Genomic DNA, 15,568 nt, shown 5'->3' on the forward strand with positions numbered 1-15,568 from the left:
CCTGCCCCTCAAGTCGCGCCAGTCAGCCGCGGTAAGGCAAAACCTCGCTCGGCGTGCTGAGCGATTGCAGCGTGCCTGGATCGGCGCCGCCGATCCAGCCGAGCACGGCGCGGGCGAGCTCGGAGCCGGCGAGCCGGAAATTCTCGTTGACGACGAGCAGCTCTCGCCGGAACAGATGCAGCAGCTCCGACGATTGTTTCGACACCACGTCGACGTCGCGACCCAGCTTCAGCCCGGCATCCTCGATGCCGGCCACGATGGCGAGCGTCGCTGCGGCGGCGCTGCTGACGAAGCCGTCCGGACGGTCCTTGCGCCGCATCAATTGCGCGGTCCGCATCCTGATCTGCTCGATCGACTGATCGATGGAGACGGTGTTGAACGGCACCTCGCTGGCACCCACCTCGCTCAGCGCATCGGCAAAGCCGGCAACCGTATGGCCGTGATAGGTGAGGCCGACCGGCGGCGTCACCAGGGCAAGCCGGTGGCGGCCCCTGCCGGCGAGGTAGCGGACGGCTTCGCCGGCAAAGGCATAATTGTCGAAGTCGTGATAGGGATGCACCAGCCCCATGTCGGTGCGGCCATGCGTGGCGAAGGGAATGCCGCGCTCCAGCATATAGCGCGCCCGTGGATCATTGGGCTGGGTGCGAGAGATGATGACGCCGTCGGCCGAGCCCGTCTCGACCAGATAGCGCACCGGGTCCAGCGGATCCTGCGAGCGCGAATAGGGCGTGACGATCAGATGGTAGGGCGTATCGGCGATCACCTCGGTGACTCCGTAGATGATGTCCGAGACGAAGCTCATGAGCTCGTGCTCGGTGTTCAGTACAAGCGATATCACGTTGGTCTTGCCGGTTCTCAAGCGCACGCCGGCGCGGTTCGGGCGATAGCCGATCTGCTTGGCGACGAGCTGGACGCGACGCCTGGTGTCGGCGCCGATCTCGGGCGCATCCTTCAGCGCGCGCGAGACTGTCGTGACGCCCAGCCCGGTCATGAAGGCAAGCGTCTTCAGCGTCGGCCGTTCCTTGCCCGACGTGTCGTCGTCGCCCTTCTTCGTTATCCGTCTATCCATCGTCCCGCCCGTCAGGCGCATAGCAGTCGCGGGGCCGACCGGCAATCGTGCGGCGGTGACATTTGCGCGACCTTCAGTTTGCGGCTCGGCTCAATATACTGAAACGTTACAGATTGCCAATCTTCGTGATCAACCGGCAAGGTCGCGCCGCCGGCATCGCGGATGCGGAGAGGAGCCGAAAGTCGCTGGAATCACAAAGAAATATCGGTCTTGGCCTTCTTTTGGCACCAATCGACTGATCTGACACCGACATTGCCGCCTCGGGAGAAAGATTTTGTTCGCGTCGCGAAAAAATCTTGGCCGGCCTCAAGGCGAGGGGTTGCCTAGGCGGATCATTTGCCGTATCGAAAATCTGTAACGTTTCAGATTCTGGGAGGAGCCGAAATGCGATACAAATTCCTGACTGCTGCCTTTGCCGCGACAGTTGCGCTCAATTTCGCCGGTCCGGCGGCCGCGACCGACCTGGAAGTCACCCATTGGTGGACTTCCGGCGGCGAGGCGGCAGCGGTGGCCGAGCTTGCCAAGGCATTCGACGCGACGGGCAACCACTGGGTCGACGGTGCCATTGCAGGCTCCGGCGGCACGGCGCGGCCGATCATGATCAGCCGCATCACCGGCGGCGATCCAATGGGCGCCACCCAGTTCAACCACGGGCGCCAGGCCGAGGAGTTGGTGCAGGCCGGGCTGATGCGCGACCTCACCGATATCGCTACCAAGGACAAGTGGACGGAGATCGTGCGGCCGAAGAGCCTGCTCGATAGTTGCACCATCGACGGCAAGATCTATTGTGTGCCGGTCAATATCCATTCCTGGCAGTGGCTGTGGCTGTCCAACGAGGCCTTCCAGAAGGCCGGCCTGCCTGTGCCGAAGGACTGGAATGAATTCGTGGCGGATGCGCCGGCGCTGGAAAAGGCGGGCATCATTCCGCTCGCGGTCGGCGGACAGGCCTGGCAAGCCTCGGGCGCCTTCGACGTGCTGATGGCCGCGACCGGGGGCACCGACACGTTCCTCAAGGTCTACAAGGACAAGGATGCCGCCTTCGCGGCAGGCCCGGAGATCGCCAAGGTGTTCAAGGCGGCGGACGACGCCCGCAAGATGGCCAAGAACACCAATGTGCAGGACTGGAACCAGGCCACCAATCTGGTCATCACCGGCAAGGCCGCCGGCCAGATCATGGGTGACTGGGCGCAGGGCGAGTTCCAGGTTGCCGGCAAGACGGCCGGCAAGGACTATACCTGCCTGCCCGGCCTCGGCCTGAACGAAGTCATTGCCACGGGCGGCGACGCCTTCTACTTCCCGCTGCTGAAAGATGCCGACAAGTCCAAGGCCCAGGAGGTGCTGGCCGAGACGCTGCTCGATCCGAAGACGCAAGTCGCCTTCAATCTCAAGAAGGGCTCGCTGCCGGTGCGCGGCGACGTCGACCTCAACGCGGCGAACGACTGCATGAAGAAGGGCCTCGCCATCCTCGCCAAGGGCGCCGTCATGCCGTGGACGGACCAACTGCTTTCGCAGGACAGCCAGAAGCAGAAGGAGGACCTGTTCTCCGAGTTCTTCGCCAAGCCGGACATGACGGTCGAAGAGGCGCAGAAGCGCTTCGCCGCCATCATCGCTTCGGCCGATTGATCTACCGGCGCCCCGCCAGCTCCCGGTCCCTGCCTAACAGGGGTCGGGAGCATGATGTCCTCATTGCCCCAGCCCGGCTGTCGAGATGAGCAATAGTGAACGTCCTAACCAGCTTTTCCGTAACCTCAATGCGAAGATCGCATCGATTCCGATGGTGCTCACCGCGCTTGTGGTGTTCGTCGGCGGCACGGCCTGGACGGTTCTCTACTCCTTCACCAATTCGAAGCTGCTGCCACGGCTCAACTTCGTCGGCCTCGACCAGTATTATCGGTTGTGGGCGACGCCGCGCTGGCTGATCTCGATCGAGAACCTCCTGATCTATGGCGTGATCTCGCTGGTGTTCTCGCTGGTGATCGGCTTCGTCCTGGCGGCGCTCCTCGACCAGAAGATCCGCTTCGAGGATACGTTCCGCACCATCTTCCTCTATCCCTTCGCGCTGTCCTTCATCGTCACCGGGCTGGTCTGGCAATGGCTGCTCAACCCGGATTTCGGCATCCAGCGCGTCGTGCGCGACCTCGGCTGGGCGAGCTTCAGCTTCGACCCGCTCTATAATTCAAGCATCGTCATCTACGGCATTTCCATCGCCGCGCTCTGGCAGGGCACGGGGCTGATCATGTGCCTGATGCTTGCCGGCCTGCGCGGCATCGACGAAGACATATGGAAGGCGGCGCGAGTGGACGGCATCCCGATGTGGAAGACCTACGTGTTCATCGTCATCCCGATGATGCGGCCGGTCTTCATCACCACGCTGGTCATCATCGCCGCCGGCATCGTCAAGGTCTATGACCTCGTCGTGGCGCAGACCAGCGGCGGGCCGGGCATCGCCTCCGAAGTGCCGGCAAAATACGTCTACGACTACATGTTCTTCGCCCAGAATCTCGGCCAAGGTTTCGCCGCCTCGACCATGATGCTGCTCTCGGTGATGATCGTCATCGTGCCATGGGCCTATCTCGAATTCGGAGGCCGCCGGCGTGGTTGATGTCGCTGCCTCCCCATCCGATGCGGGCGTCCTTCGGCGCGACGAAGCTGGGCCTGCCGGCGCGAAGCCGCGGCATGCGCTCTCGCGCCGCAACATCTTTCTCTACGGCACGCTGATCGTGGTGGCGCTCTATTACCTTTTGCCGCTCTACGTGATGATCGTCACGTCGCTGAAGGGCATGCCGGAAATCCGCCTCGGCAACATCTTCTCGCCGCCGGTGGAAATCACCTTCGAACCCTGGGTGAAAGCCTGGGCGACCGCCTGCACCGGCCTCAACTGCGACGGGCTCTCGCGCGGTTTCTGGAATTCGGTGCGCATCACCGTGCCGTCGGTGCTGCTGTCGATCGCGATCGCCTCGGTGAACGGCTATGCCTTGGCCAACTGGCGCTTCAAGGGCGCCGACACCTTCTTCATCATCCTGATCGTCGGCGCCTTCATTCCCTACCAGGTGATGATCTATCCGATCGTCATCATCCTGCGCGAGATCGGCATATACGGCACCCTGACCGGCCTTGTGATCGTGCATTCGATCTTCGGCATGCCGATCCTGACCCTCTTGTTCCGCAACTATTTCACGTCGATGCCGGAGGAACTGTTCCGCGCGGCGCGCGTCGACGGCGCCGGCTTCTGGGGCATTTATCTGCGCATCATGCTGCCGATGTCGCTGCCGATCTTCGTCGTCGCCATCATCCTGCAGGTCACCGGCATCTGGAACGACTTCCTGTTCGGCGTCGTCTACACGCGCCCCGACACCTATCCGATGACGGTGCAGCTCAACAACATCGTCAATTCGGTGCAGGGCGTGAAGGAATACAACGTCAACATGGCCGCGACGATCCTCACCGGGCTCCTTCCGCTGATCGTCTATTTCATTTCCGGCAAGCTCTTCGTGCGCGGCATCGCGGCTGGCGCAGTGAAAGGATGATGATGGCAGCGGCAATCGCCAATCCCAGCGTTTCGATCCAGGACCTGTCGCTCAATTTCGGTGTGATGTCGGTGCTGAAAACGCTCAATCTCGACGTCGCCGAGGGCGAGTTCATCGTGCTTCTGGGACCGTCCGGCTGCGGCAAATCCACCTTGCTCAACTGCATCGCCGGCCTGCTCGACATTTCGGAAGGCCGCATCTTCATCAAGGGCAAGAACGTCACCTGGGAGGAGCCTAAGGACCGCGGCATCGGCATGGTGTTCCAGTCCTACGCGCTCTATCCGCAGATGACGGTGGAGAAGAACCTGTCCTTCGGTCTGCGCGTTGCCGGCCTGGCCAAGGACGAGATCGCCAAGCGCATCGCACGCGCCGCCGAGATCCTGCAGATCGAGCCGCTGTTGCAGCGCAAGCCCTCGGCGCTCTCCGGCGGCCAGCGCCAGCGCGTGGCGATCGGGCGGGCACTGGTGCGCGACGTCGACGTCTTCCTGTTCGACGAGCCGCTCTCCAATCTCGATGCCAAGCTGCGGGCGGAACTGCGCGTCGAGATCAAGCTGCTGCACCGCAAGCTCGAAAACACCATGATCTACGTCACCCACGACCAGATCGAGGCAATGACGCTCGCCGACCGCATCGCGGTGATGAAGGGCGGCGTCATCCAGCAGCTCGACGCGCCGCAGACCATCTACAACCGTCCGGTCAATCGCTTCGTTGCCGGCTTCCTCGGCTCGCCGGCGATGAACTTTGTCGACGGCCATTTGGAAAACGCGGATGGCGGCTGGCATTTTCTCGCCGACGGTCTGAAGATTCCACTCAGTACCTATGATTTCGATCGGCAGCCGGAACCCGGACCAGCCGTGTTCGGCATCAGGCCCGAACATGTGAGTCTGAACAGCGGCGCCGGCTGGCCATTCTCGGCGGCCAGCAAAGTCGAAGTGGTGGAACCGATGGGCTCTGACACGCTGGTCTGGCTACAGCTCGCCCAACAGAAATTCAGCGTCCGGGTTACCTCGGAGCGTACGCCCCGGAATGATGAGGCGGTGACCGTCGGCTTCGATCCGATGCGCGCTTCGCTCTTCGACGCCCAGACCGGCAACCGCCTTTAACCTCCCAAGCAGAACGGACAGGACATGAACTGGTCATTCCAACTCTACAGCGCTCGCAATTTTCAACCATGGAACGACGTGGTGAAAATGCTCGGCGAGCTCGGCTACAGCCAGGTCGAAGGCTTTGGCGGCGTCTATGACGACCCGAAGGCGTTTCGCGCCGAGCTCGACAAGAACGGGCTTGCCATGCCGACCGGGCATTTCTCGATCGAGGCGCTGGAGAACGATTTCGACGGCGTGCGCAAGATCGCCGACGCGCTCGGCATCAGGCTTGTGATCTGCCCCTATCTGATGCCCGATCAGCGCCCGTCCGACGCCGCCGGCTGGCGCGGCTTCGGCGAGCGCCTCGCCAAGGTCGGCGAGACGGCAAAAAAGGCCGGCTACGGCTTTGCCTGGCACAACCATGATTTCGAGTTCAAGGCGCTTGCGGACGGCTCGCTGCCGCAGGATCACATCCTGTCCGCAGCACCGGACATCGGCTGGGAAATGGACGTCGCCTGGGTGGTGCGCGGCGGCGCCGATCCGCTGCCCTGGATCGAGAAGCATGGCAAGCGGATCGTTGCCGTCCACGTCAAGGACATGGCGAAGCCGGGCGAGGGGCTGGACGAGGACGGCTGGTCCGATGTCGGTCACGGCACGATCGACTGGGCGGGCCTGTTCAAGACGTTGCGCGCCAAGAGCGCGGCGCAGTATTTCGTCATGGAGCAGGACAACCCCAACGATATCGAGCGCTATGCCCGCCGCTCAATCGCAGCAGCCAAGAGCTGGCAGGAGTAATCGAAATGGCAGAGAAACTTGGCATCGGCGTCATCGGCTGCGGCAACATCTCGAAGGCGTATTTCTCGCTGGCGCCGCTGTTCCGCGGCATCAAGATGCGCGCCTGCGCGGATATCAACATGGAGGCCGCGAAAGCGCGGGCGAAGGAGTTCAAGCTGCGCGCCGAGACGGTCAACGACCTGCTCAAGGACGACGAGATCGACATCATCGTCAACCTGACGGTTCCGGCCGTGCACTACGAGATCTCCAAAGCGGTGCTCGACGCCGGCAAGCATGTTTATTCGGAAAAGCCGTTCGTCTTGTCGATCGAGGAAGGGCTCGATCTCAAGAAACGGGCCGAGAAGAAGGGCCTGCGCATCGGTTCGGCGCCGGACACCTTCCTCGGCGGCGCGCACCAACTGGTCCGCGATCTCATCGACAGCGGCAAGCTGGGCGCGATCACCAGCGGCACCTGCCATGTGATGGGCCACGGCATGGAGCACTGGCACCCCAACCCGGATTTCTTCTTCCAGCCGGGCGCCGGCCCAGTGCTCGACATCGGGCCATACTATGTCACCAACCTGATTCAGCTGATCGGGCCGGTGAAGCAGGTGGCCGCCTTCGCAACGACGCCGGCCAAGGAGCGCACCATCATCTCCAAACCGCGGGCGGGCGAGAAGATCCCGGTGAACACGCCGACCACCATCCATGCGCTGCTCGAATTCGCGAATGGCGCGGTGATCACGCTCAACACCAGCTGGGACGTGTGGAGCCATGGCCACGCGCCGATGGAGCTCTACGGAGAATTGGGCACCGTCTTCGTGCCGGATCCGAATTTCTTCGGCGGCGATGTACGCTTCACCGACTCGGCCAAGCCGGTGAAGAGGCTGCCCAAGTGGAACCATCCGTTCGGCGTGCCGAACGAGATGCATGGCCAGGGCATGATGGCTAATTATCGCACCGCCGGCCTTGCCGACATGGCAATCGCGATTGGCGAAGGGCGGCCGCACCGCTGCTCGATGGAGCTGGCGCTGCACGCCGTCGATGTCATGACCGGCATCCTGCGCTCCGGCGAAAGCGGCAAATATGTCGCCATGCAGACGACCTGCGAGCGGCCGGCCGCGCTCGGCGTCAAGGACGCGAAGGCGTTGCTGGCGAAGAAAAAGTAGGTGGCAACCCCTCTCCCCGTTCCGGCGGGGAGAGGGTAAGGGTTAGGGGCAAGCATCGATTCAAATCAGGTTGGCGGTGGTCGCCGCGCCGTTTCGATCCCGAGGATTCCCATGCCCTATACCGCCGCCGAAAATCGCTACGAGAAGATGATCTATAACCGCTGCGGACGGTCCGGCCTGAAGCTGCCGGCGATCTCGCTTGGGCTATGGCACAATTTCGGCAACGACACGCCGCACAGGACCAAGCAGGCGATCGTGCGCAAGGCCTTCGATCTCGGCATCACGCATTTCGATCTCGCCAACAATTACGGCCCGCCGCCCGGCTCGGCGGAAACCGCGTTCGGCGAGATTCTGCGCACCGATTTCGCCGCCTATCGCGACGAGATGATCATCTCGACCAAGGCCGGCTACGAGATGTGGGCCGGTCCGTACGGCGAATGGGGCAGCCGCAAATATGTGCTGGCCAGCCTCGACCAGAGTCTCAAGCGCATGGGGCTCGACCACGTCGATATCTTCTATTCGCACCGTTTCGATCCCGAGACGCCGCTCGAAGAAACGATGGGCGCGCTCGACCACGCGGTGCGCTCGGGCAAGGCGCTCTATGCCGGCATCTCGTCCTACAATTCGCAGCGCACGCGGGAAGCAGCCGATATTTTGCGCCAGCTCGGCACGCCATGCCTCATCCACCAGCCGAGCTATTCGATGCTCAACCGCTGGGTCGAGGAGGATGGGCTGCTCGATACGCTGGAGGGGCTCGGCATCGGCTCGATCGTGTTCTCGCCGCTGGCGCAGGGCATGCTGACCGACAAATATCTCGGCGGCATCCCCGAGGGCAGCCGCGCATCTCAGGGCAAGTCGTTGCGACCGGCCTTCATCAACGACAAGTCGATCGCCAACATCAAGGCGCTCAACGCCATTGCCGGCCGCCGCGGCCAGACCTTGGCACAGATGGCGCTGGCCTGGGTGCTGCGCAAAGGCCGCGTGACCACGGCGCTGATCGGGGCCAGTCGGCCGGAACAGGTCGAGGATTGCGTCGGCGCGCTCAAGGCGCTCGAGTTCTCCGACGCCGAGCTCGCCGAGATCGACAGCCACGCCCGCGAGTCCGACATCAACCTCTGGGCGGCTTCGGCCGAACGCAAGGGACCGCCGCGCAAGTAGCGATTGGCCGGTGAGCCATTTCCGTCCGCCCCGTACCTGAAGGGAGGCGCTGTGGAAACGGTGGCAAAATTGTTCGTTCGTCGCTATCTCAGGGAATTGAAGTCGTGCGCATGCGAGATCACGTGCGGACGTCGATTGGGCGAACAAGATGACGGCAAGAGATGCGCTGACCAAGAACCAGCTCTGCGTGCTCGAGAAGCTCGAGGCGTCCAGCGGGCCGCTCAGCGCCTATACTTTGCTCGACCAACTGCGCGAGCGCGGTTTCCGGGCGCCGCTGCAGGTCTACCGGGCGCTCGATACGCTGGTGAAGTCCGGCTTCGTACACCGGCTCGAAAGCCTCAACTCCTTCGTCGCCTGCGCCGAGCCGCACGACCACAGCCATTCGATGACGGCCTTCGCCATCTGCGATAATTGCGGCCAGGTGACCGAGATGTCCGACCACGATGTCGGCCACCGGCTGGACGAATGGGTGCGCTCGACGGGATTTGCAGCCAAGAAGGCGGTGATCGAGTTTCGCGGTGTATGCGCCAAGTGCAGGGCTGAGGCTGCGTAAGCTTCACTTCGTCATACTAGGGCGGAGCAAGGAGCGAAGCGACGCGCGCAGACCCTAGTATCCATTCCGTGACATACACGCACCGCCACGGTGCAGAATCTGCATTGACAAGCGGCGTGCTCGCCAAGCTATCCACAACCGCCGCGCACTACGGCGCGCGTCGCGGCATGGATCCTCGGGTCTGCGCGCGTCGCTTCGCTCCTTGCTCCGCCCGTGGATGACGAACGAACGTGAGACGCCTAATGCGCCTCATCCCAATTATCCGCGGCCCGCGCATCGACATGCAGCGGCACCGACATCGAGACCGCCGGCATCGGCGCATTCTCCATCACCTTGCGAACCACGGGGATCGTCGCCTCGACCTCCGCTTCCACCGTTTCGAAGATCAGCTCGTCATGCACCTGCAACAGCATGCGGGCCGAGAGCTTCGCCTTCTCCAGTGCTTCTTCCATATGCACCATGGCGCGGCGGATGATGTCGGCGGCGGTGCCTTGGAGCCTGGCGTTGATTGAGGCGCGCTCGTTGAAGGCGCGCACCGACGGGTTGGAAGCCCTTATCTCCGGATAGTGGATGCGGCGGCCGAAGATCGTCTCGACGAAACCGTTCTCCCGCGCATAGGCCTTGGTCTCCTCGATATAGTCCCGGATGCCCGGAAAACGCTCGAAATAGCGTTTGATGTAGGCGCCCGCCTCTTCGCGCGGGATCGACAGCTGGTTGGCGAGGCCGAAGGCCGAGATGCCGTAGATGATGCCGAAATTGATCGCCTTGGCGCGCCGGCGCACTTCCGAAGGCATGCCTTCGACCGGCACATTGAACATTTCCGACGCGGTGATGGCATGAATGTCGGCGCCGTCGGCGAAGGCCTGCTTGAGCTGTGGGATCTCGGCGACATGGGCAAGCACGCGCAATTCGATCTGGCTGTAGTCGGCCGAGACCAGCTTGTGGCCTTTCTCCGCAATGAAGGCGGTCCTGATCTTGCGGCCTTCCGCCGTGCGCACCGGGATGTTCTGCAGATTGGGATCGGAGGATGACAGCCGCCCGGTGGTGGTTGCTGCCAGCGCATAGGAAGTGTGGACGCGATTGGTGCCGGGGTTGATGAAACCGGGCAGCGCGTCGGTATAGGTCGACTTCAGCTTGGTGAGCTGGCGCCAGTCGACGATCTTGCGCGGCAGCTCGTGGCCCTCGGCGGCGAGATCTTCTAAAAGCTGGGCCGAGGTCGACCATTGGCCGGTCTTGGTCTTCGAGCCGCCCGGCAGCCCCATCTTGCCGAACAATATGTCGCCGAGCTGTTTTGGCGAGCCGATGTTGATGCGCTCGCCGACGATCCCGTAGATCTCTTCCTCGACGCGAGCCGCGCCTTGAGCCAGCTCGCCGGAGAGCCGCGACAGGATCTGGCGGTCGACCGAGATGCCGCGCTGTTCCATGCGGGCGAGCACGGGCACCAGCGGCCGCTCCAGACGCTCATAGACGGAAACGAGGCCCTTGGCGGCAAGCCTCGGCTTCAGCACCCGCCAGAGCTGCAGCGTCAGGTCGGCCTGCTCGGCAGCGTAGGCGGTCGCACGCTCTATATCGACCTGATCGAAGCCGATGGCGCTCTTGCCCGAGCCGGCGAGTTCCTTCTTGGAGGCCGGCGCATGGCCGAGCCATTTCTCCGACAGCGAGACGAGGTCGTGACCGCCGGATGTGCCCGCATCGAGCACGTAGGAGATCAGCATCGTGTCATCGAACGGGCCGACCTCGATGCCGTGCCGGCTCATCACGACGATGTCGTATTTCATATCCTGGACGATCTTGAGGACCGATCGGTCCTCAAGCAGCGGCTTCAGCAGCGCCAGCGCCTTGCGGACCGGGATCTGGTTCTCCAGCCTGCCGCCGCCGAGCAGGTCGCCATTGCCGCTCTTGTGGGCAAGCGGCACATAGACGGCGCGGCCAGGCGCGAGCGCCATGGACAGGCCGATCAGGTCCGCCCGCATCGGGTCGGACGAGCTGGTCTCGGCGTCGAACGCAAGGACACCGGCGTCGCGGGCTTCGGCTATCCAGGCCTCGAGCGCGGCCGTGTCGCGGATGGGGGCATAGGCCGAAGGGTCGATCTTGCGAGCGGCCGCCTGCTCCAGCCGCAGGGCAGAGAGGAGCGATGGGGTATCGCCTTGTGGCGGCGCGTCCTCGCCCCTGACCGGCGCCGCCGGCTTTGCGGCATCGTTCGGAGCGGCCGCCGGCCTTGGCACCGGCGGGGCGCCGGCGCCGACATCGGGGCCATGCGCGGTATCGGCGCGCTCGATGGTGACGGCGGTGGCCTGGACGTCGCCAATGTCGGTTGCGGTCGCTTCGGCGACGCGTCGGGTCAGTGTGGTGAACTCCATCGTCTTCAGGAAGCCGATCAGCTTCGGGCCATCCGGCGCATGCAGGACAAGATCGTCCAGCCCTTCCTTCAGCGGCACGTCGTTCTTCAACGTCACCAACTCGCGCGAGATGCGCGCCTTATCGGCATTGGCGATGATGGTCTCGCGCCGTTTCTCCTGCTTGATCTCCGAAGCGCGCGCCAGCAGCCCGTCAAGGTCGCCGAACTGTTCCAGCAATTGCGCCGCGGTCTTCGGGCCGATGCCCGGCACGCCCGGAACATTGTCGACCGAGTCGCCGGTCAGCGCCTGCAGGTCGATCATCTTTTCGGGCGGCACGCCCCATTTCTCGATCACCTCGGGAATGCCGATCTGGCGATCCTTCATCGGGTCGTACATGCCGACCGTCGGACCGACCAACTGCATCAGATCCTTGTCGGAGGAGATGATGGTGGTATCAGCGCCGGCTTCGCAAGCCAGCCGGCAATAAGTCGCGATGATATCGTCGGCTTCAAAACCCTCCGTCTCTATGCAAGGGACATTGAAGGCTGCGGTCGCCTGGCGGATCAGGCCGAATTGCGGGATCAGGTCTTCCGGCGGCGCAGAGCGGTTGGCCTTGTATTCGGGGTAGAGATCGCTGCGGAAGGTTTTCGACGAATAGTCGAAGATGACGGCGAAATGCGTCGGCACCACGCCGACATCGGTGTTGCGGGCGTCCTGCATCAGCTTCCACACCATGTTGCAGAAGCCGAGCACGGCGCTGGTCGGCAGGCCGTCGGATTTGCGGTTGAGCGGCGGCAGCGCGTGATAGGCGCGGAAAATGTAGCCGGAGCCGTCGACGAGGAAGAGGTGATCGCCTTTTTTCATGCCGGCAGGGATAGCGCGGCCCGGCTTCGCGGTCCATGGCTAAGGCTGTGGAACCCACCGGTTCGGGCAACACCCCTGACACATCTTGTCCGGCTGGAAATTTGCCGCTCACGGGTATGTTACAAAAGTGTAATTTTCGTGCCCTTGAATCGCCATGTTCACAGACCCAAATACACGTCATCGGCAGTTTTTCGCCGAAGTCCGGAGTAAGGCCCGTCCCCCGCCTATCCCGGGCAAACTGCGGCAGCCTATCCCCCCTCTCCGGGCTGCCGCAACGTTTCGAGTAGAGACCGCCGTGGTTCCCCCTCCACCACGGCGGTTCTTTTTTGCCTTCAGGCAAGCCTTTGCCGCTTGGTCCAATGATCGCGGGCTTTTCGTTTTCGGCATGGCCCTTTAGGGTCTGCCCAAAATCGAAAGGCAAAAAGCATGTCCAGAATTTCCCCCGTCCTCGACCGTCTCGACCAGAATCTCGACCAGAGCCTGGAGCGGCTGTTCGGCCTGCTCGGCATCAAGTCGATCTCCACCGATCCGGCCTTTGCCGCCGATTGCCGCGCGGGCGCCGAATGGCTGGTCGCCGAGCTCAAGCTGATCGGCTTCGACGCCAGTGTGCGCGATACGCCCGGACATCCGATGGTGGTGGCGCATCACGAGGGACCGGCGGGCGCGCCGCATGTGCTGTTCTACGGCCACTATGACGTCCAGCCGGTCGATCCGATCGAATTGTGGGAAACCGATCCGTTCGCGCCGTCGATCAAGGAGATCGAGCCCGGCCGCAAAGTGATCACCGGCCGCGGCTCGGCCGATGATAAGGGCCAGCTGATGACCTTCGTCGAGGCCTGCCGCGCGTGGAAGCAGGTGCATGGCAACCTGCCTTGCCGCGTCACCATCCTGTTCGAAGGCGAGGAGGAATCCGGCTCGCCGTCGCTGAAGCCGTTCCTGGAAGCCAACGCGGCCGAGCTGAAGGCGGATTTCGCGCTGGTCTGCGACACCAGCATGTGGAACCGCGAGACACCGTCGATCTGCGTGTCGCTGCGCGGCATGGTCGGCGAGGAGGTCACCGTCAAGGCGGCCAACCGCGACCTGCATTCGGGCCTCTATGGCGGCCCGGCCGCCAATCCGATCCGCATCCTGGCCAAGGTGCTGGCGGATATTCACGACAAGGACGGCCGCGTCACCATTGCGGGCTTCTATGACGGCGTCGAGGAGACGCCCTCGCAGGTGCTGAAATCCTGGGAGGGACTTGGCGAGACGGCCGAGACCTTCCTCGGACCGGTCGGCCTTTCCATTCCCGCCGGCGAGAAGGGCCGCTCGGTGCTCGAGCTCACCTGGGCGCGGCCGACCGCGGAATTCAACGGCATCATCGGCGGTTATACCGGCAAGGGTTTCAAGACGGTAATCGCGGCGCAAGCGTCGGCGAAAGTGTCGTTCCGGCTCGTTCACAAGCAGGATCCAAAGAAGATCCGCGCCGCCTTCCAGGCCTTCGTACGCGAACGTATCCCCGGCGACTGCTCGGTCGAATTCCACCCGCATGGCGGCTCGCCGGCGATCCAGCTCTCCTACGACTCGCCGTTCCTGGCCAAGGCCAAGGATGCACTGTCCGACGAATGGGAGAAGCAGGCGGTCACCACCGGCGGCGGCGGCTCCATTCCCGTGGTCGGCGATTTCCAGACCTATCTCGGCATGGAATCGCTGCTGGTCGGCTTCGGCCTCGACGACGACCGCATCCATTCGCCGAACGAGAAGTATGAGCTGACCTCGTTCCACAAGGGGCAGCGGTCCTGGGCGCGCATTCTCGACGCGCTGACCCGCTGAGCGAAAATCACGAAAGCCTTGAGATTCAACTTTCTGTTGATTTTTCTCCGGATCGCGGCGAGGACGAATTAGCTAGCGCGAAGTGCTGCGGTGTTGCGAGGATGCCCCAACGCCGCAGGCGCGACCCGGAGAAGAGAATGACCGATATCCGTTTCCACAAAAACGATCTGCCCGACCTGTCGCGATACAATGTCGGGGCGGTGGCCATCGACACGGAAACGCTGGGGCTCAACCCGCATCGCGACCGGCTCTGCGTGGTGCAGATTTCGCCCGGCGACGGCAGCGCCGATGTCATCCAGATCGCACCAGGCCAGAAGGAGGCGCCGAACCTCGCCAGCCTGCTGAGAAACAACACGATCACCAAGCTGTTTCACTACGGCCGCTTCGACATCGCCGTGCTCTACCATGCCTTCGGCGTGATGGCCGAGCCGGTGTTCTGCACCAAGATCGCCTCACGGCTCACCCGCACCTATACCGACCGCCACGGGCTGAAGGATCTCTGTGGCGAACTGCTCGGCATCGGGCTGTCCAAGGTGCAGCAATCCTCCGACTGGGCGGCCGAGACGCTCTCGCCCGAACAGCTCGAATATGCCGCCTCGGACGTGCTCTACCTGCACAGGTTGCGCGAGGTGCTGGGCGCGCGCCTGGCGCGCGAGAACCGCACCAAGGAGGCGGACGCCTGCTTCCGTTTCCTGCCGACGCGCGCCAAGCTCGACCTGATGGGCTGGGCGGAGGAAGATATTTTCGCGCATAGTTGAGGGACGAAGGTCCGTCGACCCAGCCCGTGGAGAAGTGAAATGGCAGAGCGCAAACCGATCGCGAGCGCGCCCAAGGACGGCTCCAAGGTAACGATCATGTGGAAGGACCGCGACGGCGTCGTCAACGAATCCGTCGGGCAATATCGCGACGGCGGCTGGTGGGTCTACACCGACAGCGACACGCAGAAGAAAGTCGAACCGACGAGCTGGCGGCCGGCAACCGATGATGGGGACGACGGCCAGTAGGCGATCCTCACCTGACAATTTCAGGGCGGGTGCGAGGCTTGGCCGCAACAAGGGGGCGCAATGAGACAGAACACGCTCTATCTCATCATCGGGGCGCTGGTCGCGGTTGTCATCGCGCTCGGCATCTATGTCTATCGCGAGCAGACCAGGCCGAAAGGCGTCGAACTCAAGATCGACGACAAAGGCATTTCGATCCAGCAGAATTGACCATGTG

At 63.2% G+C, this 15,568-nt stretch carries 14 protein-coding genes; 12 read left to right on the forward strand and 2 right to left on the reverse strand.

The window, feature by feature from the left end; all coding sequences use genetic code 11:
• Positions 1-22: 22 nt before the first annotated feature.
• Positions 23-1,069 (reverse strand): LacI family transcriptional regulator, encoded by a 1,047-nt coding sequence (locus LB552_RS25060; protein WP_224610836.1) that lies wholly within the window; start codon positions 1,067-1,069, stop codon positions 23-25.
• A gap of 384 nt (positions 1,070-1,453) precedes the next feature.
• Here LB552_RS25060 and LB552_RS25065 point away from each other — a divergent pair, with 384 nt between their 5' ends.
• The 8 genes from LB552_RS25065 (at position 1,454) to LB552_RS25100 (ending at position 9,335) form a co-directional block, all read left to right on the forward strand.
• Entirely contained in the window at positions 1,454-2,692 is a 1,239-nt protein-coding gene (locus tag LB552_RS25065) for an ABC transporter substrate-binding protein (protein WP_224610837.1), read from the forward strand.
• Positions 2,693-2,777: 85 nt separating this feature from the next.
• Entirely contained in the window at positions 2,778-3,671 is an 894-nt protein-coding gene (locus tag LB552_RS25070) for a carbohydrate ABC transporter permease (protein WP_224610838.1), read from the forward strand.
• Entirely contained in the window at positions 3,664-4,596 is a 933-nt protein-coding gene (locus tag LB552_RS25075) for a carbohydrate ABC transporter permease (protein ID WP_224610840.1), read from the forward strand. The genes LB552_RS25070 and LB552_RS25075 overlap by 8 nt, the downstream gene beginning before the upstream one ends.
• 2 nt (positions 4,597-4,598) lie before the next feature.
• A complete protein-coding gene (locus LB552_RS25080; protein ID WP_224548191.1) occupies positions 4,599-5,699 on the forward strand; it encodes an ABC transporter ATP-binding protein in 1,101 nt (366 codons plus the stop codon).
• Positions 5,700-5,723: 24 nt separating this feature from the next.
• A complete protein-coding gene (locus LB552_RS25085; RefSeq protein WP_224610842.1) occupies positions 5,724-6,476 on the forward strand; it encodes a sugar phosphate isomerase/epimerase family protein in 753 nt (250 codons plus the stop codon).
• 5 nt (positions 6,477-6,481) lie between these two features.
• Positions 6,482-7,624, forward strand: a complete 1,143-nt coding sequence (locus LB552_RS25090; protein WP_224610844.1) for a Gfo/Idh/MocA family protein — start codon at positions 6,482-6,484, stop codon at positions 7,622-7,624.
• A 111-nt stretch (positions 7,625-7,735) separates the two neighbouring features.
• Positions 7,736-8,782: an L-glyceraldehyde 3-phosphate reductase gene (mgrA, locus tag LB552_RS25095; protein WP_224610846.1), complete on the forward strand. Its 1,047-nt coding sequence runs from the start codon at positions 7,736-7,738 to the stop codon at positions 8,780-8,782.
• A 148-nt stretch (positions 8,783-8,930) separates the two neighbouring features.
• On the forward strand, positions 8,931-9,335 hold the full coding sequence (locus LB552_RS25100) for a Fur family transcriptional regulator (RefSeq protein ID WP_042640862.1): 405 nt from the start codon (positions 8,931-8,933) through the stop codon (positions 9,333-9,335).
• Positions 9,336-9,574: 239 nt separating this feature from the next.
• Here LB552_RS25100 and polA read toward each other — a convergent pair whose 3' ends face one another.
• A complete protein-coding gene (gene polA / locus LB552_RS25105) occupies positions 9,575-12,538 on the reverse strand; it encodes a DNA polymerase I (protein ID WP_224606841.1) in 2,964 nt (987 codons plus the stop codon).
• Between the two features lie 426 nt (positions 12,539-12,964).
• On the opposite strand from polA, the gene LB552_RS25110 reads away from it, so the two are divergent.
• The 4 genes from LB552_RS25110 (at position 12,965) to LB552_RS25125 (ending at position 15,561) form a co-directional block, all read left to right on the forward strand.
• On the forward strand, positions 12,965-14,350 hold the full coding sequence (locus LB552_RS25110; RefSeq protein ID WP_224606843.1) for a M20/M25/M40 family metallo-hydrolase: 1,386 nt from the start codon (positions 12,965-12,967) through the stop codon (positions 14,348-14,350).
• Positions 14,351-14,487: 137 nt separating this feature from the next.
• Positions 14,488-15,108 (forward strand): ribonuclease D, encoded by a 621-nt coding sequence (locus tag LB552_RS25115; protein WP_095769235.1) that lies wholly within the window; start codon positions 14,488-14,490, stop codon positions 15,106-15,108.
• Positions 15,109-15,147: 39 nt separating this feature from the next.
• Positions 15,148-15,354 (forward strand): hypothetical protein, encoded by a 207-nt coding sequence (locus tag LB552_RS25120; RefSeq protein WP_095769236.1) that lies wholly within the window; start codon positions 15,148-15,150, stop codon positions 15,352-15,354.
• Between the two features lie 60 nt (positions 15,355-15,414).
• On the forward strand, positions 15,415-15,561 hold the full coding sequence (locus tag LB552_RS25125; RefSeq protein ID WP_140644594.1) for a hypothetical protein: 147 nt from the start codon (positions 15,415-15,417) through the stop codon (positions 15,559-15,561).
• Positions 15,562-15,568 lie beyond the last annotated feature (7 nt).

Origin of the sequence: Mesorhizobium sp. CA7, assembly GCF_020165015.1 — a bacterium.
GTDB lineage: Bacteria > Pseudomonadota > Alphaproteobacteria > Rhizobiales > Rhizobiaceae > Mesorhizobium.